General features: G+C 61.0%; 20 protein-coding genes. 10 read left to right on the forward strand and 10 right to left on the reverse strand.

The genetic code is table 11. The annotated features are described in order from the left end of the window. Nucleotides 1-8 precede the first annotated feature (8 nt). From recF to J2Y83_RS29000, 4 genes are all read left to right on the forward strand, one after another. A complete protein-coding gene (recF, locus tag J2Y83_RS28985; RefSeq protein ID WP_010565854.1) occupies nucleotides 9-1,112 on the forward strand; it encodes a DNA replication/repair protein RecF in 1,104 nt (367 codons plus the stop codon). A 4-nt stretch (nucleotides 1,113-1,116) separates the two neighbouring features. Continuing rightward, nucleotides 1,117-3,534, forward strand: coding sequence for a DNA topoisomerase (ATP-hydrolyzing) subunit B (gene gyrB, locus J2Y83_RS28990; protein WP_253400235.1), 2,418 nt, complete (start codon nucleotides 1,117-1,119; stop codon nucleotides 3,532-3,534). Between the two features lie 368 nt (nucleotides 3,535-3,902). After that, complete coding sequence (locus J2Y83_RS28995) at nucleotides 3,903-4,676, forward strand: SDR family oxidoreductase (protein ID WP_253400236.1); 774 nt, start codon at nucleotides 3,903-3,905, stop codon at nucleotides 4,674-4,676. A gap of 101 nt (nucleotides 4,677-4,777) precedes the next feature. Continuing rightward, entirely contained in the window at nucleotides 4,778-5,704 is a 927-nt protein-coding gene (locus J2Y83_RS29000; RefSeq protein ID WP_253400237.1) for a LysR family transcriptional regulator, read from the forward strand. A gap of 32 nt (nucleotides 5,705-5,736) precedes the next feature. Here the strand turns inward: J2Y83_RS29000 and J2Y83_RS29005 are convergent, their stop codons facing one another. Continuing rightward, nucleotides 5,737-6,459, reverse strand: a complete 723-nt coding sequence (locus J2Y83_RS29005) for a response regulator transcription factor (protein WP_253400238.1) — start codon at nucleotides 6,457-6,459, stop codon at nucleotides 5,737-5,739. A gap of 436 nt (nucleotides 6,460-6,895) precedes the next feature. Between J2Y83_RS29005 and J2Y83_RS29010 the strand changes: the two genes are divergently transcribed. Beyond that, nucleotides 6,896-9,175, forward strand: coding sequence for a CHASE2 and HATPase_c domain-containing protein (locus J2Y83_RS29010; protein WP_253400239.1), 2,280 nt, complete (start codon nucleotides 6,896-6,898; stop codon nucleotides 9,173-9,175). 183 nt (nucleotides 9,176-9,358) lie between these two features. On the opposite strand, the gene J2Y83_RS29015 is transcribed toward J2Y83_RS29010, so the two are convergent. The 4 genes from J2Y83_RS29015 to glyQ all read right to left on the reverse strand — a co-directional run bounded on the left by J2Y83_RS29015 (nucleotide 9,359) and on the right by glyQ (nucleotide 13,755). Then, complete coding sequence (locus tag J2Y83_RS29015; RefSeq protein ID WP_253400240.1) at nucleotides 9,359-10,129, reverse strand: lysophospholipid acyltransferase family protein; 771 nt, start codon at nucleotides 10,127-10,129, stop codon at nucleotides 9,359-9,361. A gap of 82 nt (nucleotides 10,130-10,211) precedes the next feature. Beyond that, nucleotides 10,212-10,751 carry a D-glycero-beta-D-manno-heptose 1,7-bisphosphate 7-phosphatase gene (gene gmhB, locus J2Y83_RS29020; RefSeq protein ID WP_247396770.1) on the reverse strand — a complete coding sequence of 180 codons (540 nt, stop codon included), beginning with the start codon at nucleotides 10,749-10,751 and terminating at the stop codon, nucleotides 10,212-10,214. Then, on the reverse strand, nucleotides 10,751-12,805 hold the full coding sequence (gene glyS, locus J2Y83_RS29025) for a glycine--tRNA ligase subunit beta (RefSeq protein ID WP_253400241.1): 2,055 nt from the start codon (nucleotides 12,803-12,805) through the stop codon (nucleotides 10,751-10,753). Before glyS ends, gmhB begins: the two co-directional genes overlap by 1 nt. Further along, entirely contained in the window at nucleotides 12,802-13,755 is a 954-nt protein-coding gene (gene glyQ, locus J2Y83_RS29030; RefSeq protein WP_003213601.1) for a glycine--tRNA ligase subunit alpha, read from the reverse strand. Before glyQ ends, glyS begins: the two co-directional genes overlap by 4 nt. Nucleotides 13,756-13,836: 81 nt before the next feature. Here glyQ and J2Y83_RS29035 point away from each other — a divergent pair, with 81 nt between their 5' ends. After that, on the forward strand, nucleotides 13,837-14,394 hold the full coding sequence (locus tag J2Y83_RS29035) for a DNA-3-methyladenine glycosylase I (protein WP_106575980.1): 558 nt from the start codon (nucleotides 13,837-13,839) through the stop codon (nucleotides 14,392-14,394). 40 nt (nucleotides 14,395-14,434) lie between these two features. After that, nucleotides 14,435-15,322 (forward strand): lysophospholipid acyltransferase, encoded by an 888-nt coding sequence (locus tag J2Y83_RS29040; protein WP_247396760.1) that lies wholly within the window; start codon nucleotides 14,435-14,437, stop codon nucleotides 15,320-15,322. A 124-nt stretch (nucleotides 15,323-15,446) separates the two neighbouring features. Here J2Y83_RS29040 and J2Y83_RS29045 read toward each other — a convergent pair whose 3' ends face one another. The 5 genes from J2Y83_RS29045 to def form a co-directional block, all read right to left on the reverse strand. Then, nucleotides 15,447-15,758, reverse strand: a complete 312-nt coding sequence (locus tag J2Y83_RS29045) for a tetratricopeptide repeat protein (RefSeq protein WP_169863614.1) — start codon at nucleotides 15,756-15,758, stop codon at nucleotides 15,447-15,449. 19 nt (nucleotides 15,759-15,777) lie between these two features. Next, nucleotides 15,778-17,151, reverse strand: a complete 1,374-nt coding sequence (trkA, locus tag J2Y83_RS29050; protein WP_253400242.1) for a Trk system potassium transporter TrkA — start codon at nucleotides 17,149-17,151, stop codon at nucleotides 15,778-15,780. Nucleotides 17,152-17,173: 22 nt separating this feature from the next. After that, entirely contained in the window at nucleotides 17,174-18,484 is a 1,311-nt protein-coding gene (rsmB, locus tag J2Y83_RS29055) for a 16S rRNA (cytosine(967)-C(5))-methyltransferase RsmB (protein ID WP_253400243.1), read from the reverse strand. Continuing rightward, nucleotides 18,481-19,434, reverse strand: coding sequence for a methionyl-tRNA formyltransferase (gene fmt, locus J2Y83_RS29060; protein ID WP_253400244.1), 954 nt, complete (start codon nucleotides 19,432-19,434; stop codon nucleotides 18,481-18,483). Before fmt ends, rsmB begins: the two co-directional genes overlap by 4 nt. Before the next feature lie 69 nt (nucleotides 19,435-19,503). Beyond that, nucleotides 19,504-20,010, reverse strand: a complete 507-nt coding sequence (gene def, locus J2Y83_RS29065; protein WP_253400245.1) for a peptide deformylase — start codon at nucleotides 20,008-20,010, stop codon at nucleotides 19,504-19,506. Nucleotides 20,011-20,145: 135 nt separating this feature from the next. On the opposite strand from def, the gene J2Y83_RS29070 reads away from it, so the two are divergent. The 3 genes from J2Y83_RS29070 (at nucleotide 20,146) to J2Y83_RS29080 (ending at nucleotide 22,692) form a co-directional block, all read left to right on the forward strand. Further along, nucleotides 20,146-20,922, forward strand: a complete 777-nt coding sequence (locus tag J2Y83_RS29070; RefSeq protein ID WP_253400246.1) for a peptidoglycan-binding protein — start codon at nucleotides 20,146-20,148, stop codon at nucleotides 20,920-20,922. A gap of 63 nt (nucleotides 20,923-20,985) precedes the next feature. After that, a complete protein-coding gene (gene dprA / locus J2Y83_RS29075) occupies nucleotides 20,986-22,080 on the forward strand; it encodes a DNA-processing protein DprA (RefSeq protein ID WP_253400247.1) in 1,095 nt (364 codons plus the stop codon). A gap of 54 nt (nucleotides 22,081-22,134) precedes the next feature. Further along, the gene (locus J2Y83_RS29080) at nucleotides 22,135-22,692 is read left to right on the forward strand and encodes an L-threonylcarbamoyladenylate synthase (RefSeq protein ID WP_247407795.1); all 558 of its coding nucleotides are present in this window, start codon (nucleotides 22,135-22,137) and stop codon (nucleotides 22,690-22,692) included. Nucleotides 22,693-22,755 lie beyond the last annotated feature (63 nt).

The following is a 22,755-nucleotide window of genomic DNA, read 5'->3' on the forward strand; positions in this document are numbered from 1 at the left end:
GAAGCTAGATGTCCCTCAGTCGCGTCTCGGTCACCGCGGTGCGCAATCTGCACCCGGTGACCTTCTCCCCCTCCCCCCGCATCAATATCCTCCATGGCGCCAACGGCAGTGGCAAAACCAGCGTGCTGGAAGCCATCCATCTGCTGGGGCTTGCCCGGTCTTTCCGCAGTGCCCGCCTGTTGCCGGTGATTCAGTACGAACAACTGGCGTGTACGGTGTTTGGCCAGGTCGAGTTGGCTGAAGGTGGCCATAGCAGCCTGGGGATATCCCGTGATCGCGGGGGCGAGTTTCAGATTCGCATCGACGGGCAAAATGCTCGCAGTGCGGCGCAGTTGGCGGAAATTCTGCCGCTGCAGTTGATCAACCCTGACAGTTTCCGTTTGCTGGAAGGCGCGCCGAAAATCCGTCGGCAGTTCCTCGATTGGGGAGTGTTCCACGTGGAACCGCGCTTCATGGCCACTTGGCAGCGCCTGCAGAAGGCCTTGCGGCAGCGGAACTCATGGCTGCGGCATGGTACACTTGACGCCGCTTCACAAGCAGCCTGGGACCGGGAACTGTGCCTGGCCAGCGACGAAATAGATGAATACCGCCGCGCCTATATCAAAGCCTTGAAACCAGTCTTTGAGCAGACCTTGAGTGAGTTGTTGGACCTCGAAGGGCTAACGCTGAGCTACTACCGCGGTTGGGACAAAGAGCGTGAACTGAGTGCAGTGCTCGCCACGTCCTTGCAACGGGATCAGCAAATCGGCCACACCCAGGCCGGCCCCCAGCGCGCTGATTTGCGTCTTAGGTTAGGCGCACATAATGCCGCGGATATCTTGTCCCGCGGCCAGCAGAAGTTGGTGGTGTGTGCATTGCGTATCGCTCAAGGGCACTTGGTTAGCCAAGCCCGGCGCGGTCAATGTATTTATCTGGTGGATGATTTGCCGTCAGAACTCGACGAGCAACACCGCCGCGCGTTATGCCGCTTGTTGGAAGACTTACGCTGCCAGGTGTTTATCACCTGTGTAGACCACGAATTATTGAGGGAAGGCTGGCAGACGGAAACGCCAGTCGCTTTGTTCCACGTGGAACAAGGCCGTATCACCCAGACCCACGACCATCGGGAGTGAAGGCATGAGCGAAGAAAACACGTACGACTCGACCAGCATTAAAGTGCTGAAAGGTTTGGATGCCGTACGCAAACGTCCCGGTATGTACATTGGCGACACCGATGATGGTAGCGGTCTGCACCACATGGTGTTCGAGGTGGTCGACAACTCCATCGACGAAGCTCTGGCCGGTCACTGCGACGACATCAGCATTATCATTCACCCGGATGAGTCCATCACCGTGCGCGACAACGGTCGTGGCATTCCGGTAGACGTGCATAAAGAAGAAGGCGTTTCGGCGGCAGAGGTCATCATGACCGTGCTCCACGCCGGCGGTAAGTTCGACGACAACTCCTATAAAGTCTCTGGCGGTCTGCACGGTGTTGGTGTGTCGGTGGTGAACGCACTGTCCAAAGAGCTGATTCTAACAGTGCGCCGTAGCGGCAAAATCTGGGAACAGACCTACATCCATGGTGTTCCACAAGAACCGATGAGGATCGTTGGCGAGAGTGAATCTACCGGTACGCAGATCCACTTCAAGCCATCGGCTGAAACCTTCAAGAACATCCACTTTAGCTGGGACATCCTGGCCAAGCGGATTCGTGAACTGTCCTTCCTCAACTCCGGTGTTGGCATCGTCCTCAAGGATGAGCGCAGCGGCAAGGAAGAGCTGTTCAAATACGAAGGCGGCCTGCGTGCGTTCGTTGAATACCTGAACACCAACAAGACTGCGGTCAACCAGGTGTTTCACTTCAATGTTCAGCGTGAAGACGGCATCGGCGTGGAAATCGCCCTGCAGTGGAACGACAGCTTCAACGAGAACCTGTTGTGCTTCACCAACAACATTCCACAGCGCGACGGCGGTACTCACCTGGTGGGTTTCCGTTCTGCACTGACGCGTAACCTGAACACCTACATCGAAGCCGAAGGCCTGGCCAAGAAGCATAAAGTCGCCACCACCGGTGACGATGCCCGTGAAGGTCTGACTGCGATTATTTCGGTGAAAGTACCGGACCCCAAGTTCAGCTCCCAGACCAAAGACAAGCTGGTGTCTTCCGAAGTGAAGACCGCCGTGGAACAGGAGATGGGCAAGTACTTCTCCGATTTCCTGTTGGAAAACCCGAACGAAGCCAAGCTGGTTGTCGGCAAGATGATCGACGCAGCACGTGCCCGTGAAGCGGCGCGTAAAGCCCGTGAGATGACCCGCCGCAAAGGCGCGCTGGACATCGCCGGCCTGCCGGGCAAACTGGCTGACTGCCAGGAGAAGGACCCTGCCCTCTCCGAGCTGTACCTGGTGGAAGGTGACTCTGCTGGCGGTTCCGCCAAGCAGGGTCGTAACCGTCGCACCCAGGCCATCCTGCCGTTGAAGGGTAAGATCCTCAACGTTGAGAAAGCGCGCTTCGACAAGATGATTTCTTCCCAGGAAGTCGGCACCTTGATCACGGCGTTGGGCTGCGGTATTGGCCGCGATGAGTACAACATCGACAAGCTGCGTTATCACAACATCATCATCATGACCGATGCTGACGTCGACGGTTCGCACATCCGTACCCTGTTGCTGACCTTCTTCTTCCGTCAGTTGCCGGAGCTGATCGAGCGCGGCTACATCTACATCGCTCAGCCGCCGTTGTACAAAGTCAAAAAGGGCAAGCAAGAGCAATACATCAAAGACGACGACGCCATGGAAGAGTACATGACGCAGTCGGCCCTGGAAGATGCCAGCCTGCACCTGAACGATGAAGCGCCGGGCATTTCCGGAGCGGCGCTGGAGCGCCTGGTCAACGACTTCCGCATGGTCATGAAGACCCTCAAGCGTCTGTCGCGCCTGTACCCGCAGGAACTGACCGAGCACTTCATCTACCTGCCGGCCGTGAGCCTGGAACAGTTGGGCGATCACGCAGCAATGCGGGATTGGCTGGCCCAGTACGAATTGCGCCTACGCACCGTCGAGAAATCCGGCCTGGTCTACAAAGCCAGCCTGCGTGAAGACCGTGAACGTAATGTGTGGCTGCCTGAGGTCGAATTGATCTCCCACGGCCTGTCCAACTACGTCACCTTCAACCGCGACTTCTTCGGCAGCAACGACTACAAAACCGTGGTCACCCTGGGCGCACAACTGAGCACCCTGCTGGACGACGGCGCTTATATTCAACGTGGCGAACGCAAGAAGCAGGTCAGGGAATTCAAGGAAGCCCTTGACTGGCTGATGGCCGAAAGCACCAAGCGTCACACTATCCAGCGCTACAAAGGTCTGGGCGAGATGAACCCGGATCAACTGTGGGAAACCACCATGGACCCCGCTCAGCGCCGTATGCTGCGCGTGACCATCGAAGACGCCATCGGCGCAGACCAGATCTTCAACACCCTGATGGGTGATGCGGTCGAGCCTCGCCGTGACTTCATCGAGACCAACGCCTTGGCGGTGTCTAACCTGGATTTCTGATCAGGTGTAGGAACTCACAAAAGCAGCTGAATTTCACACTATGCTGCTTTCGCCGCGCTACAAAAAAGGCCAACCCCTGCGGGTTGGCCTTTTTTTGCCTGTATTTCCAGGTCCTCCGTTGAATTGCCACTTTGCACACATAGATGGTTCGGCTAATCCTCACCGGCTAGCTGACCATCGTGAAGAGAGCCCGCCAAATTGCGGGCTTCTTTTCGCGTCCAATCTGGCCCCCTATTGCGTGACCGACCCACCCCAATCCGCTGGATTGGGGTGTTTTTTTGGATGATTCATCCAGTCACCGACGGTTTATCGCCTGGTTGAAGCAGCCTAATCTCGATTCTCCATCGATTCGTGAAGGAGCTTCCCCCATGGCAGACCATTCCATTAAAGGCAAAGTCGTTCTCATCGCGGGTGGCGCGAAGAACCTTGGCGGTCTCATCGCCCGTGATATGGCCGCACAGGGCGCCAAGGCTGTCGCGATCCATTACAACAGCGCCGCGTCCAAGGCTGATGCCGACGCCACGGTTGCCGCCGTCCAAGCCAGCGGCGCGCAGGCTGTCGCGCTTCAGGGGGATCTGACGACGGCGGGCGCTGTCGAGAAGCTGTTCGCCGATGCCATCGCCGCCGTCGGCAAGCCCGATATCGCCATCAACACCGTTGGCAAGGTGCTCAAGAAGCCGATGGCCGAGGTGAGTGAGGCCGAATACGACGAGATGAGCGCGGTCAACTCCAAGACCGCTTTCTTCTTCCTAAAGGAAGCAGGTAAGCACCTCAACGACCATGGCAAGATCTGCACGATAGTCACGTCGCTGCTGGGGGCCTTCACACCGTTCTATGCCGCCTATGCTGGCACCAAGGCGCCGGTCGAACACTACACCCGCGCGGCCTCCAAGGAATTGGGCACCCGCGGCATCTCGGTGACGGCGGTCGGTCCTGGCCCGATGGACACGCCGTTCTTCTACCCGGCCGAAGGCGCCGACGCGGTGGCCTATCACAAGACCGCCGCGGCGCTCTCGCCGTTCAGTACAACGGGTCTGACCGACATCGAGGACGTGGTGCCTTTCATTCGCCATCTGGTCAGCGACGGCTGGTGGATCACGGGCCAGACCATTCTCATCAATGGCGGCTACACCACCAAGTAAGTCCATTATCCGCAGCGTGATCCTCATCGCCTTCCGCTGCTGGGGCGCCGTACAATCGACGCAGAGCAGGCTGACGTCGGGACCATCGGCAGGGCAGATACATGGACAGATTCGACCAGTACCGCGTATTCGCCCAAGTGGCCGCGATGGGCAGTTTCATCAAGGCCGCCAACGCGCTGGAGATGCCACGAGCGTCGGTGTCTGCGGCCGTCCAGCAGTTGGAGACCCAACTGGGCGTGCGCTTACTGCATCGCACGACACGACAGGTACGCCTGACACCCGATGGGGAGCAATTGCTCGGTCGCGTGCGCTCGGTGTTGACCGACGTCGAAGATATCGACCAGTTGTTCCAGGCCAGCCAGCGGCAAGTCTCCGGCCGGCTGATCGTCGATGTGCCCAGCCGCATCGCCCGCCGCGTCATCGCGCCAGCGCTGCCCGGCCTGTTGCGTCGTCACCCCCAGCTTCAACTGATCTTGGGTTCGACCGACCGGGCCATCGATCTGGTGCAAGAAGGTGTGGACTGCGCGGTGCGCGTTGGTGCGCTGCATGACAGCAGTCTTGTGGTGCGGCCGCTGGGTCAGATTGCCTTGATCAATTGTGCGAGCCCGGCTTACCTGCTTGAGCATGGAGAGCCTCAGCAGCCTGCGCAGCTACTCGACGGACATTGGACCATCGGCTATGCATCGCCGAAGTCGGGCAGGGAACTGCCCTGGGAATATCTGTCCGGCGACGGCAGTGTGCAGCGGTTCGACGTGCCGAGTCGGGTGATCGTAAACAATGCCGAGAGCTACATCGCTTGCTGCCTTGCAGGGCTGGGGCTGATCCAGATCCCGCGTTTCGACGTCCAGCACCTGCTGGACTCAAGGCAGTTGGTGGAGGTCATGTCGACCTACCGTGCATCTTCGATGCCGGTATCCCTGCTCTACCCGCACCGCCGGCAGCGTTCGCAGCGACTGGATGTCTTCCATGAGTGGTTTGAGGCGTTGATGCGACCTTACTTAGATAACCACCAGGGCCCTGTGCCGTAACGCAAAATGCTCCACGTGGAACATCGGCATTTTTAACCCGATGAGGCGGCCGCCACACTCTCCAACCGGTAGCCGTATCCATAGATCGTCAACAACTGCCAACCTCGATCCGCGGTCAACCCCAGCTTGTTCCGCAGCCGATAGATATGTGTGTCCAGCGGACGGGACGAGACCATTTCTTCATGGGTCCAGAATCGTTCATACAGATACTCGCGAGACAATGGGCGAGCCAGGTTTGCGAACAGGCAACTGGCCAGGCGGTATTCGCGTTCGGTCAGGTTGATCGGTTTGCCCGCGCGGGTGACGGTCAATTCGGCATCGTCAAAGGTCAGGTCGTTGAAGTTTTGCACTTCAGGGGTCGCCGACTTTTGCAGGCCGTGGCGACGTAGAACGGCGCTGACCCGGGCTTTGAGTTCATTCGGGCGAAAGGGTTTACTGACGTAATCGTCGGCGCCGCTGTTCAGGGCGGTGACGATATCGCTCTCGGCATCACGGCTGGTGAGCATGATCACCGCCGGGGGCGACTCCATGTGTTCACGGGTCCAGCGCAGCAGGGCGAGACCGCTGATATCGGGCAGTTGCCAGTCGAGGATCAGCAGGTCGAAGGTTTCCCGACGCAGTTGGCGCAGCAGATCATCACCGCGTTCGAAGCAATGCACAGACCAGGGCTGTTCCAAGTTGCTGGGGATCTGTCGCAGTGTCTGTTCCACCCGCTGCAATTCAGCGGGTTCGTCATCCAGTATTGCGACACGCATGGGTAGGTCCTTTCAACTTGAAATATTTCAGCTATCGGCCGGTCGAAGAGCGGGCGTCCTTGCTGCGCGAATGCCGGTCATTGAATCTGAAGAATTGTGGTCAGATTCAACGAGCCTTGGGATCTCTCGGTACGCTCATATCAACGGGCCGTTAATGCTTTGAAAAACCGTGTGGCTCAAGGGGAAAGATACCGACTCCCGTGCGTAAGGAAAAGGATCAGTGCTACTGGCATTGCATAGCCGTGCGCGCAGCTGATACTGCGTCCCGATGTACGGTATGTTTCAACCAACGCATTCAGGAAAACCCCTGGGGCGATCAAAATGAGCTTCACTGGGTTCAGCACCACACCGCGCACCACCTGGACGGAGAAACCGGGTCTATGACATCTTCAACTATCCATTTTCAGCAGCGGTGCGGGTTCCCGGCGGTCGCGCTGTGAAGCTGTGGCGCAAGGCCGAAAAGCGCCAGCCCACGCAAGCGCAACTCTTGTTCCACGGTCTGGTCCGCGAGTGGTTGTGGATTGGCCTGGTGTTGCTGCCCTTCACCGCGTATCTGTCTTTAAGCTCGAGCCTTGCCTTTAACAGCCCGTTGTATGACAGCCTTCGCCGTCTGACTCCCCTGCCGGTTGATCCGCGTATTTTGCTGGTGACTATCGATGACCAAAGCCTGAAGAAGCTGGGTCAATGGCCCTGGCCCCGCAGCCTGCATGCGGACTTGATCAACCGTCTGAGCGCGGCCCAGCCGACGGCGATCTTGTTCGATGTGATCTTCAATGACGCAGGTAACTCCGCCGATGACCAGCGACTGGCGAACGCAGTGTGCAACGCCGGCAACGTTCTGCTGCCCCTGGAACGCGATGGCACCGCGAGCTTAAGCCCGGCAGGCGAGCAGCTGTTACCGCTGCTCAAGTGTGCCAAGGGGCTGGGCCATATCAATGTCGAAGCAGACAGCGACGGTGCTGTCCGTAGCCTGTATCTGCGCGAAGGCCCGCCTGGGAGCACCCTCCCGCAGTTGGCGTGGCAGGCGTATAGGTTGAGCGGGCAAACCGCGCAAATGCCTGGGCGCAGCGAGCAACCCAACACTCAGCGCTGGCATCGGGAATTTAGGGTTCGTGTCCCGTTCACGTCTGAGCAACATGCGTTTCCCAGTGTGTCCTATGTCAGCGTATTACACGGCGAAGTGCCGGCCGAGTTGCTGCGTGACCGCCTGATCCTGGTGGGCGCGAGCGCCTATGGGTTGGGTGACCGTTTTGTGACGCCGCTCTCCTCCACTCCGGATACCACTGCGGGCGTGGAGATCCAGGCCAATGTGCTCAACGGCTTGCTGCAGGAGCGCAGCATTGTCGATCTCCCCGGCTGGCTCGCGGCACTGATTGCAACCGCCTGGGTGGCGTTGCTGCTGGGCCTGTTGTTGTACCGTCCGCGCTACGCCCTGTGGATGACCTTGGGGTGCATGGCCGGCGCATTGCTCGGCGCGTGGGCGCTGTTACGCCTTGGTCACTGGTGGTCGCCCGCCGCGTGCCTGATCGGCTTATTGCTCAGCTATCTGATCTGGAACTGGCGCCGCTTGAGCGTGATCCTCGCGTACTTTGGCTGGGAACTGGCGCGACTGGACAACGAACCCAAGGTGCTGCCCGAGCGCCGCCGTGCGCCCGCGAACAAAGGCGATGTGTTGCAAGGGCGCATCTTTGCGCTGGAGCAGGCCGTTAGCCGGACCCGTGACACCCGACGCTTCATGGCCGATGGCCTTGAATGCCTACCGGTGGCGACCCTGATCACCGACCCCAGGGGCAACATTCTGTTGGCCAACCGTATTGCCCGCGACGTATTCGGTAATGATCTGGTCAACGAAAACCTGCTCGAACAACTCGCCGACCTGGGCTATCCGCCGCTGCATAACGGCGTGCGCCCGGCCCTGTCAGCCCTGGAAATCGTCGAGTTCCGTGACATCCACCAACGCAGCCTGCGCATGGAAATCGCGCCCCTGCTGCCCGCCGAAGGTGATATCGCCCTCGGCTGGTTGCTTAGCCTGACCGACTTGAGCAAGGAACGCGAAGCCCAGCAACACCGCGAAACCATGCTGCGCTTCCTGTCCCACGACCTGCGTGCGCCGCACTCGGCGATCCTCGCGTTGCTGGACGTGCATAACGCTGAGTCCCCGGTGTTTGCCCAGATCGAGCAGCAGGTTCGACGCGCCTTGAGCCTCACCGAATCGTTCGTACAGCTGGCAAAAGCCGAGGCTGACGGCTACCACTTCCAGCCAACCCTGTTTGCCATGCTGGTGATGGATGCGTTTGACCAAGTGGCGGTGATCGCCCAGCTCAAGGGCATCCAGTTGGTCAACGACCTGGATGAGGCGGATGAAGGCATGGTGTCGGCCGATCAATCCCTGCTCACCCGCGCATTGTTCAACGTGCTGGAGAACGCGATCAAATACTCGCCGTCCGGCACCACCGTGAGGTTGAGCCACAGCAGCGCGCAAGGTTGGTTGGAATGTCGCATCAGCGACCAGGGCGCAGGCATTGCGGCAGAGGACTTGCCGGAACTGTTCAGCCAGTATCGCCGCTTCGATTCCGCTCAAGGCAGCGAAGGCCTTGGGCTGGGCCTGACCATGGTCAAGGCCGTCGTGGAGCGTCATGGTGGCCGTATCTGCTGCGAAAGCGTGGTGAGCAAAGGCACCACATTCACCTTGCAACTGCCTCTGCTGGAAGACTGACAAAACGGGCTTTTGCGCTGTGTATAAAAAACCGGTCTCAAGGACCGGTTTCTTTATGCAAAAAAATACTTATGCACGGTTTTGGTATTTTTATGAGTTCTGGAAATATCTAAGTAAATCAGCTTGTTATGAAGAAAAAATGGCATTTTTCGAACAAACAGTACACAGGTTATCCACAGATTCTCAGACTACCGGCGTGTCCACCATCACCGGCTCCGGTGGCAGCGAACCCATGGCACGTTGCTGGGCTTCATTCCAGGCTGCAGCGCGGTCATTCAGCGCGGCAATTGCACGCGGCCCTTCACCTTCGGCGTACATCGGTTCCCCAATCACCACGGTGATGGTGCCTGCACGTTTTAACCAACCGGTTTTTGGCCAGAACCTGCCGGCGTTGTGTGCAATTGGTAAAACAGGCAGGTTGGCGTTGACGGCCAACGCCGTGCCGCCGCGTGAGAACTTGCCGACGGTGCCGTAGGGCACACGCGTACCTTCCGGGAAGATCAGTACCCAAACGCCGTCCTTGAGTAGTTCGTCGCCCTTTTTGGCCACATGCTTGAGCGCCGCCTTGGGGTTGTCACGGTCGATGGCGATCGGGCGCAGCATCGCCATCGCCCAGCCGAAGAACGGCACGTACAGCAGCTCACGCTTGAGCACTTGGCTCAGGGGCGAGAAGTACGCCGAGAGGAAGAACGTCTCCCACGTGCTCTGGTGGTTCGACAGAATCACACAGGGCTGATCCGGGACGTTTTCCGCGCCCTTGACCTCGAAGCGAATGTTCAGGAACACCTTGGTCAGCCACAACGCGCAGCGGCACCAATAGACGTTGATGAAGCGATAGCGCGCCTTGAACGGCAGGAAAGGCGCGATAAAAAAGCTCAGGGTGCACCAGAGAAACGAACTGGTGCCCAACAGCAGGTAAAAGAAGAAGGTTCTGATGGCCTGCAAAATCGACATGGCGGCATTTACCGTTGCGGGACACAGCCCGCCTGTTAATGGCGCACTCCCGAACAATCCTTGGTCAGGAAGTCGAGGGTGGCTAGTTGTTGATAAGTTCTGCGGCAACCGCCGCCAGATCGTCAAAAATCAAGGTGCCTACCGGCAGGTTTTTCGCCTGGGTCTTTTCGCCTTTCCCGGTCTTTACCAAAACTGGCTGAGAGTCGACGGCTTTGGCCGCCTCCAGGTCACCGAGGCTGTCCCCGACGAACCATAGCCCAGCCAGGGGCACGTTGTAATGTTCTGAAATAGTTTTCAACATGCCGGGCTTGGGCTTGCGGCATTCGCAGCCCTCATCCGGCCCGTGGGGGCAGTACACCACCAGCCCCACTTCACCGCCCTGCTCCGCCACCAACGTGCGCAAGCGCGCGTGCATGGCGTCCAGGGTAGCGATGTCGTAGTAACCGCGGGCGATGCCGGACTGGTTGGTGGCGACGGCCACCGTCCAGCCGGCTTTGCTCAACTGCGCGATGGCCTCGATCGCGCCGGGCAGTGGAATCCATTCCTCCACCGACTTGATGTAAGCGTCGGAGTCATAATTGATCACCCCGTCCCGATCGAGAATCAGCAGTTTCAACATGATCAGCCCAGTACGGAAATGTCTGCGATGTTGATGAACAGACCGCGCAGACGCGCCAGCATGGCGTAGCGGTTTTTCCGCACGCCGGCATCTTCGGCATTGATCATCACCGCTTCGAAGAACGCATCCACCGGCTCGCGCAACGTGGCCAGGCGCGCCAGTGCTTCGGCGTAGTTACGCTCGGCGATCAACGGCTTCACCGCATTTTCTGCCTTGGCGATGGCCGAGTTCAGCGAGAACTCCTTGGCATCGGCGAACAGGCCAGGGTCGACATCGGCGTTACCCAGGCCTTCGGCCTTGCTCAGCAGGTTCGACACACGCTTGTTCACGGCGGCCAGGGCATCGGCTTCCGGCAGTTTGCGGAAGGCCTGCACGGCTTGCACACGCTGGTCGAAGTCCAGCGCCGAACCCGGTTGCAGGGCACGTACCGACAGATACACCGAAACGTCCACGCCTTCGTCTTCGTAACGCGCACGCAGGCGGTCGAACACGAACTCCAGCACTTGCTCGGCCAAGCCGGTTTGCTTGACCTTGCCACCGAACTGGCCGACCGCGAACACCACGGCCTGGGTCAGGTCGAGGTCGAGCTTCTTGTCGATCAGGATACGCAGCACGCCCAGGGCCGCACGGCGCAGGGCATACGGGTCTTTGCTACCGGTGGGCAGCATGCCGATGCCGAAGATACCGACGAGGGTGTCCAGCTTATCGGCAATGGCCACGGCCGCACCGGTCAGGGTGGTCGGTAACTCGGCGCCGGCACCGCGCGGCATGTACTGCTCGTTCAGGGCCAGGGCGACATCGTCCGGCTCGCCGTCGTTGAGGGCGTAGTAGTAACCGGCAACGCCTTGCATTTCCGGGAACTCGCCAACCATTTCGGTGGCCAGGTCGCACTTGGACAGCAGGCCGGCACGCGCGGCCCAGGCGGTATCACCACCGATACGCGGGGCAATGTAGGCGGCCAGTTTGGAAACGCGCACGGCCTTGTCGTAGACGCTGCCGAGTTTTTCCTGGAACACCACGTTTTGTAGGCGCAGGTTGAAGTCTTCGAGCTTCTGCTTCTTGTCTTGCTTGAAGAAGAACTCGGCGTCGGTCAGGCGCGGGCGCACGACTTTCTCGTTACCGGCGATGATCTGCTGCGGGTCCTTGCTTTCGATGTTGGCCACGGTGATGAAGCGCGGCAGCAATTTGCCGTCCACGTCCAACAGGCAGAAGTACTTCTGGTTGTCCTGCATCGTGATGATCAGGGCTTCTTGCGGCACATCGAGGAAACGCTCTTCGAACGAGCACACCAGCGGCACCGGCCATTCCACCAGGGCGGTCACTTCGTCCAACAGGCTTGGCGGCACGATGGCGGTGCCTTCCTGCAGGCGGGCCAGCTCTTCGGTGCGCTTGCTGATCAGCTCGCGACGCTCGTTGGCATCCGCCAGCACATAGGCGGCGCGCAGGTCGTTGAGGTAGTTGGCCGGCGCAGTGATACGCACGCTTTGCGGGTGGTGGAAGCGGTGACCACGGGAATCGCGGCCGGCTTTCTGCGCAAGGATGGTGCAATCGATGACCTGGTCACCGAGCAGCATCACCAGCCACTGGGTTGGACGCACGAACTCTTCCTTGCGCGCCCCCCAGCGCATGCGCTTGGGGATAGGCAGGTCGTTCAGGGAGTCTTCGACAATGGTCGGCAACAGGCTGGCCGTCGGCTTGCCTTTGATGACCTGGCTGAAACGCAGTTTCGGGCCGCTCTGGTCGATCTCGCTCAGCTCGACGCCACACTTCTTGGCAAAGCCCAGTGCCGCTTGGGTCGGGTTGCCTTCGGCGTCGAAGGCAGCCTGGCGTGGCGGGCCGTCGAGGTTGATGCTGCGGTCCGGCTGCTGGGTTTCCAGCGCGGTCAGCAACACCGCCAGGCGACGCGGCGCGGCGTAGACCTGCTTCGCCTCAAACTTCAGGCCGGCGCTTTGCAGGCCTTTTTCGATACCGGCCAGGAACGCATCGGCCAGGGTGTTCAGCGCCTTGGGTGGCAGCTCTTCGGTGCCCAGTTCAACCAGAAAATCTTGAGCACTCATTGTGCAGCCTCCAGCTTAGCCAACACTTCATCACGCAGGTCCGGGGTTGCCATCGGGAAGCCCAGCTTGGCACGTGCCAGCAGGTAGGCTTGGGCGACGGAACGCGCCAGGGTGCGTACACGCAGAATATATTGCTGGCGCGCAGTCACCGAGATGGCGCGGCGGGCATCCAGCAGGTTGAAGGTATGGGACGCCTTCAACACCATTTCATAGCTCGGCAACGGCAGCGGCTGGTCGAGTTCGATCAGGCGCTTGGCTTCGCTTTCATAGAAGTCGAACAGTTCGAACAGCTTCTCGACGTTGGCGTGTTCGAAGTTATAGGTCGACTGCTCCACTTCGTTCTGGTGGAACACATCGCCGTAGGTCACTTTGCCGAACGGGCCGTCTGCCCACACCAGGTCGTAGACCGAGTCCACGCCTTGCAGGTACATGGCCAGGCGCTCGAGACCGTAGGTGATCTCGCCGGTCACCGGGTAGCACTCGATGCCGCCCGCTTGCTGGAAGTAGGTGAACTGCGTGACTTCCATGCCGTTGAGCCAGACTTCCCAGCCCAGGCCCCACGCGCCGAGGGTCGGCGATTCCCAGTTGTCTTCGACGAAACGGATGTCGTGGACCAGCGGGTCCAGGCCGACATGTTTCAGCGAGCCCAGGTACAGCTCCTGGAAGTTGTCCGGGTTCGGCTTCAGTACCACCTGGAACTGGTAGTAATGCTGCAGACGGTTCGGGTTTTCGCCGTAGCGGCCGTCAGTCGGGCGTCGACTGGGCTGCACATAAGCGGCGTTCCAGGTTTCCGGGCCGATGGCCCGCAGGAATGTTGCGGTGTGGAAAGTGCCGGCGCCTACTTCCATATCGTAGGGCTGAAGTACCACACAACCTTGCTCGGCCCAGTACTGCTGGAGGGCGAGGATCAAGTCTTGGAAGGTACGCACGGCTGGCGTAGGCTGGCTCACGAAATTCACCTGTTACTTGGGCTGCGATTTAAAGAGCGGGAGTATACCCGATTCGGCCGCGCCACCATCCCCTGGAGCCTTATGCCACGCTGCTTTTGGTGTTCTGAAGATCCGCTGTACATGGCTTATCACGATCAGGAGTGGGGAACGCCGCTGCGCGATGCGCAGGGTTTGTTCGAGTTACTTTTGCTCGAAGGGTTCCAGGCGGGCCTGTCCTGGATCACCGTTTTACGCAAACGCGAGCATTATCGAAAGGTCTTGTTCGGTTTTGATGCGCAGCGCCTGGCGCGGCTGAGCGATGCCGAGATCGAAGCGTTGATGCTTGATCCGGGCATCGTGCGCAATCGTCTGAAGCTCAACGCCACCCGCCGCAATGCCGCGGCCTGGCTCGCGCTGGAGGACCCGGTGGGGTTGCTGTGGTCGTTTGTCGGCGGCGTGCCCAAGGTCAATCACTTCAAGGACCGCAGCGAAGTCCCGGCGATTACGCCCGAGGCCGAGGCCATGAGCCGCGCCCTGAAAAAAGCCGGTTTCACCTTTGTCGGGCCGACCATTTGCTACGCGTTCATGCAGGCCTCGGGCATGGTCATGGACCACACCCAGGACTGCGACCGTTACGCGGACTTGGCCAACGCCGGTTAGAATGCGCGCTTTGCGCACCACACACGATCAGGAGTGACCTGTGGAAAAGTTTAAAGGCGCCTTGCTGGTAGGCGCTCTCCGGTTATTTGCCCTGCTGCCCTGGCGCGCCGTGCAAGCCGTAGGTTCGGCGATTGGCTGGATCATGTGGAAAACCCCCAACCGCTCCCGCGACACGGTGCGGATCAACCTGTCCAAATGCTTCCCGGAGATGGACCCGGCCGAGCGCGAACGCCTGGTGGGCCGCAGCCTGATGGACATCGGCAAGTCCCTGACCGAAAGCGCCTGCGCCTGGATCTGGCCGGCCCAACGCTCCATTGACCTGGTGCGCGAAGTCGAAGGCCTGGAAGTCCTCCACGAAGCCCTGGCCTCGGGCAAAGGCGTGGTCGGTATCACCAGCCACCTGGGCAACTGGGAGGTGTTGAACCACTTCTATTGCAGCCAGTGCAAACCGATCATTTTCTACCGCCCGCCGAAGCTCAAGGCGGTGGATGACCTGCTGCGCAAGCAACGCGTGCAACTGGGTAACCGCGTGGCCGCGTCGACCAAGGAAGGCATCCTCAGCGTGATCAAGGAAGTGCGCAAAGGCGGCCAGGTGGGCATTCCGGCCGACCCGGAGCCGGCGGAATCGGCGGGGATCTTCGTGCCGTTCTTCGCCACCCAGGCGCTGACCAGCAAGTTCGTGCCGAACATGCTCGCAGGCCACAAGGCGGTCGGCGTGTTCCTGCATGCCCTGCGCCTGCCGGACGGTTCAGGCTACAAAGTGATCCTGGAAGCAGCGCCGGAAGACATGTACAGCACCGACACCGCCACCTCCTGCGCGGCGATGAGCAAAGTGGTGGAGCGTTATGTCGGCGCCTACCCGAGCCAGTACATGTGGAGCATGAAGCGCTTCAAGAAACGCCCGCCGGGTGAGGCGCGGTGGTACTGACCCAAGGGCAACACAAAACAAAATGTGGGAGGGGGCTTGCCCCCGATAGCGGTGTGTCAGCCAATGCATATTTGACTGAACCACCGCTATCGGGGGCAAGCCCCCTCCCACATTTGAGTTCCGCTCAGGCCTGGCGGTCGAGTTTTTTCAGGAATACCGTCATTTCTTTTTCGGCCTGCTTGTCGCCATGGGCCTGAGCAGCCGCAATCCCCTTCTCCCAGGCCTGTCGCGCAGCAGGACGATCGCCCAATCCGACGTGCGCCTTACCCAACAACTTCCACGCCGCCGAATACTTCGGATCAAACTCGACACACTTGTGCAGATGCTCGGCCGCCTTGGCGTTGTCCTTCAGGTCCAGATAACCCTTGCCCAACCCAAAGCGCAGCAGTGCGTTATCCACACCCTTGGCCAGCATCTTCTCCAGGGATTCGAGCATGTCGGCGTACTCCGTTTAATCAGAAAAAGCTCAGCCCCACGTGGAACAGCTTCTCCACATCGCGGATATATTTTTTATCCACCAGGAACAGGATCACATGGTCACCGGTGGCAATTACCGTGTCGTCGTGGGCAATGATCACTTCTTCATCGCGAATGATCGCGCCGATGGTGGTGCCCGGCGGCAAGCCGATGTCGCGGATGGCCTTGCCGATGACCTTGCTCGACTTCGAATCGCCATGGGCGATCGCCTCGATGGCTTCCGCCGCGCCCCTGCGCAGCGAGTGTACGCTGACGATATCGCCACGGCGCACGTGGGTGAGCAAGGTGCCGATGGTGGCCAACTGCGGGCTGATGGCGATGTCGATATCGCCGCCCTGGACCAGATCGACATACGCCGGGTTATTGATGATGGTCATCACCTTCTTCGCCCCCAGCCGCTTGGCCAGCAGCGACGACATGATGTTGGCCTCGTCATCGTTGGTCAGGGCCAGGAAGATATCGGCATCGGCGATGTTTTCTTCCATCAGCAGGTCGCGGTCCGAGGCGCTGCCTTGCAGGACCACGGTGCTGTCGAGGGTGTCGGACAAATACCGGCAGCGCGCCGGGCTCATCTCGATGATCTTCACCTGGTAGCGGCTCTCGATCGCCTCGGCCAAGCGTTCACCGATCTGCCCGCCACCGGCGATGACGATGCGTTTATACGTCTCGTCGAGACGGCGCATTTCGCTCATCACGGCACGAATATTCGCTTTGGCGGCGATGAAGAAGACTTCGTCGTCGGCCTCGATCACCGTGTCGCCCTGGGGCAGGATCGGCCGGTCACGTCGGAAAATCGCCGCTACGCGGGTTTCCACATTCGGCATGTGCTCACGTAGCTGGCGCAGTTGCTGGCCGACCAATGGGCCGCCGTAATAGGCCTTCACGGCGACCAGTTGCGCTTTGCCGTCGGCGAAGTCGATCACCTGCAAGGCGCCGGGAATTTCGATCAGGCGCTTGATGTAATGGGTGACCACCTGCTCCGGGCTGATCAGGACGTCCACCGGGATCGCATCGTTGTCGAACAGGCCGGCGCGGGTCAGGTAGGCGGCTTCACGCACCCGGGCGATCTTGGTCGGGGTGTGGAACAGCGTGTGGGCGACCTGGCACGCGACCATATTGGTCTCGTCGCTGTTGGTCACAGCCACCAGCATGTCGGCATCGTCGGCACCCGCCTGACGCAGCACCGTAGGAAACGACGCACGGCCCTGTACGGTACGAATATCCAGGCGGTCGCCCAGGTTGCGCAGGCGCTCGGCATCGGTGTCGACCACGGTGATGTCGTTGGCTTCGCCGGCCAAATGTTCGGCCAGCGTGCCACCGACCTGCCCTGCCCCAAGGATGATGATTTTCATCCGGTCACTCCCTTTAAACCGTTCAGCCGCGTGCGGCGGCGATCTTGATCAGCTTGGCGTAGTAGAAGCCATCGTGCCCGCCTTCTTGCGCAAGCAATTGGCGACCGTGGGGCTGCTTGATGCCGGCTGCCGTAGCGAGGTCCAGCTCCCGTGCGCCGCTGGTGCGGGCGAGGAAGGCTGCGATGACCTCGGTGTTCTCGGTGGGCAAGGTGGAACAGGTGGCGTAAAGCAGGATGCCGCCGACTTCCAGGGTCGGCCACAACGCGTCGAGCAGTTCGCCTTGCAGCACGGCGAGGGCGGCGATGTCGTCGGGTTGGCGGGTCAGCTTGATGTCCGGGTGGCGACGGATCACGCCGGTGGCGGAACACGGCGCATCGAGCAGGATGCGCTGGAACGGCTTGCCGTCCCACCAGGTGGCGGTGTCGCGGCCGTCGGCGGCAATCAGCTCGGCGCTCAGGCCCAGGCGTGCGAGATTTTCCCGCACGCGCACCAGGCGCTTGGCTTCCAAGTCGACGGCGACGACACCGGCCAGGTCTTTTTCGACTTCGAGGATGTGACAAGTCTTACCGCCGGGTGCGCAGCAGGCGTCCAGCACGCGCTGGCCCGGGGCCAGGTCGAGCAGGTCGGCCGCCAGTTGCGCAGCTTCGTCCTGCACGCTGATCCAGCCTTCGGCGAAGCCCGGCAGGCTGCGCACATCGGTGGCGGCGTCGAGCACAATGCCGTCGGGGCTGTACACGCACGGCGTGGCCGCGATGCCTGCATCGGTCAGCAATTGCAGGTAGGCATCACGGCGGTGATGGCGACGGTTGACCCGTAGGATCATCGGCGGGTGCGCATTGTTCGCTGCGCAGATGGCTTCCCATTGCTCGGGCCAGAAGGCTTTCAGGGATTTTTGCAGCCAGCGCGGGTGCGCGGTACGCACCACCGGGTCATGTTCGAGTTCGGCCAGCAGCGCTTCGCTTTCGCGTTGGGCACGGCGCAGTACGGCGTTGAGCAGGGCTTTGGCCCAGGGCTTTTTCAGCTTCTCGGCGCAACCGACGGTTTCACCGATGGCGGCGTGGGCCGGCACGCGGGTGTAGAGCAATTGATAAAGGCCCACCAGCAGCAGCGCTTCCACATCGGCATCGGCCGCCTTGAACGGTTTTTGCAGCAGCTTGGCCGCCAGCGCCGACAGCCGCGGCTGCCAGCGCGCGGTGCCGAAGGCCAGGTCCTGGGTGAAACCGCGATCGCGGTCTTCGACCTTATCCAACTGGGTCGGCAGCGAACTGTTCAGCGAAGCCTTGCCGTTGAGTACGGCGGCCAGGGCCTTGGCGGCGGCCAGACGCGGGTTCATTGGGCTGCCACCCCGAGCATCGTGCCCACGGCAAATTTCTCACGACGACTGTTGAACAAGTCGCTGAAATTAAGCGCCTTGCCGCCGGGCAATTGCAGACGGGTCAGACACAACGCCTGTTCACCGCAGGCGACCAGCAGGCCGTCCTTGCTGGCGCCGATGATTTCACCGGGGGCGCCCTTGCCGTCGGCCAGGGTGGCGGCGAGTACTTTCAAGGCCTCACCATTGAGGGTGCTGTGGCAGATCGGCCACGGGTTGAACGCGCGCACCAGGCGCTCCAGTTCCACGGCCGGGCGGCTCCAGTCGAGGCGCGCCTCGTCCTTGTTCAGCTTGTGCGCGTAAGTCGCCAGGCTATCGTCCTGCACCTCGCCTTCCAGGGTGCCGGCAGCGAGCCCGGCGATGGCCTGGATCACGGCCGGCGGGCCCATCTCGGCCAGGCGATCGTGCAGGCTGCCGCCGGTGTCTTCGGCGGTGATCGGGGTGCTGACTTTCAGCAGCATCGGGCCGGTATCCAGGCCCGCTTCCATGCGCATCACGGTCACGCCGCTTTCGCTGTCGCCCGCTTCCACGGCGCGCTGGATCGGCGCCGCACCGCGCCAGCGTGGCAGCAGCGAAGCATGGCTGTTGATGCAACCCAGGCGTGGGATATCGAGAACCACTTGGGGCAGGATCAAACCGTAGGCCACCACCACCAGCAGGTCCGGTTTCAGCGCGGCCAACTCGGCCTGGGCCTCGGCGTTGCGCAGGGTCGGCGGTTGCAGCACGGGAATGTTGTGCTCCAGCGCCAGTTGCTTGACCGGGCTCGGCATCAGTTTTTGCCCGCGACCGGCCGGGCGATCCGGCTGGGTGTACACCGCGACGATGTCATAAGGGCTGGCAAGCAGCGCCTTGAGGTGTTCAGCGGCGAATTCGGGTGTGCCGGCAAAAACAATGCGCAGTGGCTCGGTCATGGGCGTTCTCGGTTAACAACAGTCACAAAAGAAAAAGGCTTGCCGCAGCAAGCCTTTGGAAGAAGGGCATCAAGCTTGCTGGCGGTGCTTTTTTTCCAGCTTCTTCTTGATCCGGTCACGTTTGAGCGTGGACAGGTAATCGACAAACAGCTTGCCGTTGAGGTGGTCGCATTCGTGCTGGATACACACCGCCAGCAGGCCTTCGGCAACCTGCTCGAAAGGCTTGCCGTCGCGGTCCAGGGCTTTGATTTTCACGCGCACCGGGCGTTCGACGTTCTCGTAGAACTCCGGCACCGACAGGCAACCTTCCTGGTATTCGCCCATTTCGTCGGTCAGCGCTTCGAACTCGGGGTTGATGAACACCCGTGGCTCGCTGCGATCTTCGGACAGGTCCATCACCACGACACGCTGATGCACGTTGACCTGGGTCGCGGCGAGGCCGATGCCCGGGGCTTCATACATTGTTTCAAACATGTCATCGACCAACTGACGAACCTTGTCGTCCACTACGGCCACCGGTTTGGCGATCGTGCGCAGGCGCGAGTCGGGGAATTCGAGGATGTTCAAAATAGCCATAAGCGTAATTGCTGCACATGTGAGGTAAAGGCAAATCGGCGTAGGGATGGACCCGCACGGCCGGTGTGGAACGCTCGGAAGCCGCGAAGGCTATGGCGTTTCACGCGAACGTACATAATAAAGGAGATTGACCCCATGAGGAAATCGCTACTCGTCTTGCTGCTCTGGGCGCCGTTCGCCCTGGCCCTGCTTCCATCGCCTGGCCTGCGCCTGGATCAACCGACGCAACAGGCCATCCAGCAATTTTTGTTACACAATCGCATCCTCGATTCTCCCCTCGATCTCGATAACGCGCCCTACGTTGTCGCGGCAGAAGCCGGGCGTGTGCTGGGGGCCAATGGCGAGCGCGTGCATGCCCGCGGCGTCCTGGACCCGGCCCAACCGAGTTACGGGATCTTCCGCCGAGGCAAGGTCTACACCGACCCCCAAACCCAGGAGTTACTGGGGATCAACGCCGACGACATCGGCACCGCGCGCTGGGTGATGGCCGGCGATCTGACCACCCTTGCCGTGCAACGCGTCACCCAGGAAGTGCGCCCCGGCGACCGTTTACTCCATTCCGAGCCGCCCGTTGCGCTGGCCAGCCTGGAGGGCCAGCAGGCGGTGCCGTTTATTGAAGGGCAGATCATCGACGTACCCAAGGGTGTTACGCAGATCGGCGTGCTGGATGCCGTGACCCTGAATAAAGGCCGCCGCGACGGCCTGGTCGAAGGCCAACGGCTGAACGTGATCAAGACCGGCGCCACGGTACGCGACGTCCTCAGCGGCGCCCCGGTGAAACTGGCCGATGAGCGCGGCGGCACGCTGCTGGTGTTTCGCACCTATGAAAAGCTCAGTTACGGCCTGGTCCTCAGTGCCTCGCGGCCACTGGCGGTGATGGACCGTTTCGAGACTGCCCGTCAAACGCAATAAATAGGTTGCTAAATAAGTTACCAACAGAGTTATCCACAGCTTGTTCCGGTCAAGGATGATCAGATGTATCCGATAAACAACAGTGAAATTTCCCCGGCAGAACTGGAAGCCCGGCTACGTTTGCACAGGCTGCCCGATCTGGGTCCGAAGCGTTTTCGCCTGTTGATCGACGCGTTCGGCTGCGCCTCGAAGGCCCTCAGTGCGCCGGCCAGCGCCTGGCGCTCGCTGGGGTTGCCCGCCATCAGTGCCGAGGCCCGGCGCAGCCATGAAGTCCGCGAGGGTGCGGGTGCCGCGCTGGCCTGGCTGGCGCGTCCGGGCCAGCATTTATTGATGTGGGACCAGCCTGAGTACCCCGCACTGCTGGCCCAGATCGATGATGCACCGCCGTTGTTATTCGTTGCCGGCGACCCTTCGATCCTGGAAAAACCCCAGTTGGCGATGGTTGGTAGCCGCCGCGCATCGCGCCCCGGCATGGACACCGCCGCCGCCTTCTCCCGCAGCCTGGCGAGCGCCGGTTTTGTCATCACCAGCGGCCTGGCCCTGGGCATTGACGGCGCGGCGCATCAAGCGGCTTTGGAGGTCGGCGGGCAGACAATCGGCGTACTCGGCACCGGCCTGGAAAAGTTTTATCCACAGCGCCACCGACGCCTCGCGGCAGCGATGATTGCCCAGGGCAGCGCGGTGGTTTCCGAGTTTCCGCTGGACGCCGCGCCCCAGGCCGGCAATTTCCCTCGGCGCAACCGCATCATCAGTGGTCTGTCGCTCGGCGTGTTGGTGGTGGAAGCCGGCATGGCCAGCGGTTCGCTGATCACCGCGCGGCTTGCGGCCGAGCAAGGGCGCGAGGTGTATGCGATTCCGGGCTCGATCCATCATCCAGGGGCCAAGGGGTGTCATCAGCTCATTCGCGATGGCGCGGTGTTGGTGGAAACCATCGAGCACATTCTTGAAGGCTTGCGCGGGTGGCAGGCGCTGTCGCGTCCGGTGCCTCTGCCGGTGACCCATCCGCTGGTCGCACTGCTGCACGCTGCGCCGCACACCAGCGAAGCCTTGGCGATTGCCAGCGGGCGGCCGTTGTCCCAGGTGCTGGCGACACTCACCGAGTTGGAGCTGGAAGGCCAGGTGGTCTGCGAAAGCGGGCGCTGGCTCGCGCGCTGCTAGGTTTTGTAACGAAGATCGGTAAACTGCGCAGAGCTTTAGTCCGGAGAGTGAGTAATGGTCAACAGGTGGCGTGTGCTGGAAGCCGCACGAGAAATTCGCGCAGGCGCGGTGATTGCCTATCCAACCGAGGCGGTCTGGGGCCTGGGCTGTGACCCGTGGAACGAAGCGGCGGTGGACCGGCTGCTGGCGATCAAGAACCGCTCGGTGGATAAGGGCCTGATCCTGGTCGCGGATAATATCCGCCAGTTCGATTTTCTCTTCGAAGACTTCCCGCAAGACTGGATCGACCGCATGGCCAGCACCTGGCCGGGGCCGAATACCTGGCTGGTGCCTCATCAGAACCTGTTGCCGGAATGGGTCACAGGGGTGCATGACACCGTGGCGCTGCGGGTCAGCGACCATCCGCTGGTGCGCGACTTGTGCTCATTGGTCGGGCCGTTGATTTCCACCTCGGCCAACCCCCAGGGCCGCCCGGCCGCCCGCACGCGGATTCGCGTCGAGCAGTACTTCCGTGGCCAGGTCGATCTGGTGTTGGGTGGCGCCCTCGGTGGGCGCAAGAACCCAAGCCTGATTCGCGACCTGGTGACGGGTGAGGTGTTGCGGCCGTCGTGAGACCGGGTCGTGGCCATCGCGGGCAAGCCCCCTCCCACAGACAACTCGGTCGAATGTGGGAGT

Origin of the sequence: Pseudomonas marginalis, from assembly GCF_024169655.1 — a bacterium.
GTDB lineage: Bacteria > Pseudomonadota > Gammaproteobacteria > Pseudomonadales > Pseudomonadaceae > Aquipseudomonas > Aquipseudomonas paraveronii.

Coding starts and splice junctions, on each gene's coding strand:
- recF (WP_010565854.1), top strand. CDS start 9: ATGTCCCTCAGTCGCGTCTCGGTCACCGCGGTGCGCAATCTGCACCCG.
- gyrB (WP_253400235.1), top strand. CDS start 1,117: ATGAGCGAAGAAAACACGTACGACTCGACCAGCATTAAAGTGCTGAAA.
- J2Y83_RS28995 (WP_253400236.1), top strand. CDS start 3,903: ATGGCAGACCATTCCATTAAAGGCAAAGTCGTTCTCATCGCGGGTGGC.
- J2Y83_RS29000 (WP_253400237.1), top strand. CDS start 4,778: ATGGACAGATTCGACCAGTACCGCGTATTCGCCCAAGTGGCCGCGATG.
- J2Y83_RS29005 (WP_253400238.1), bottom strand. CDS start 6,459: ATGCGTGTCGCAATACTGGATGACGAACCCGCTGAATTGCAGCGGGTG.
- J2Y83_RS29015 (WP_253400240.1), bottom strand. CDS start 10,129: ATGTCGATTTTGCAGGCCATCAGAACCTTCTTCTTTTACCTGCTGTTG.
- glyS (WP_253400241.1), bottom strand. CDS start 12,805: ATGAGTGCTCAAGATTTTCTGGTTGAACTGGGCACCGAAGAGCTGCCA.
- J2Y83_RS29035 (WP_106575980.1), top strand. CDS start 13,837: ATGCCACGCTGCTTTTGGTGTTCTGAAGATCCGCTGTACATGGCTTAT.
- J2Y83_RS29045 (WP_169863614.1), bottom strand. CDS start 15,758: ATGCTCGAATCCCTGGAGAAGATGCTGGCCAAGGGTGTGGATAACGCA.
- trkA (WP_253400242.1), bottom strand. CDS start 17,151: ATGAAAATCATCATCCTTGGGGCAGGGCAGGTCGGTGGCACGCTGGCC.
- rsmB (WP_253400243.1), bottom strand. CDS start 18,484: ATGAACCCGCGTCTGGCCGCCGCCAAGGCCCTGGCCGCCGTACTCAAC.
- fmt (WP_253400244.1), bottom strand. CDS start 19,434: ATGACCGAGCCACTGCGCATTGTTTTTGCCGGCACACCCGAATTCGCC.
- def (WP_253400245.1), bottom strand. CDS start 20,010: ATGGCTATTTTGAACATCCTCGAATTCCCCGACTCGCGCCTGCGCACG.
- J2Y83_RS29070 (WP_253400246.1), top strand. CDS start 20,146: ATGAGGAAATCGCTACTCGTCTTGCTGCTCTGGGCGCCGTTCGCCCTG.
- dprA (WP_253400247.1), top strand. CDS start 20,986: ATGTATCCGATAAACAACAGTGAAATTTCCCCGGCAGAACTGGAAGCC.
- J2Y83_RS29080 (WP_247407795.1), top strand. CDS start 22,135: ATGGTCAACAGGTGGCGTGTGCTGGAAGCCGCACGAGAAATTCGCGCA.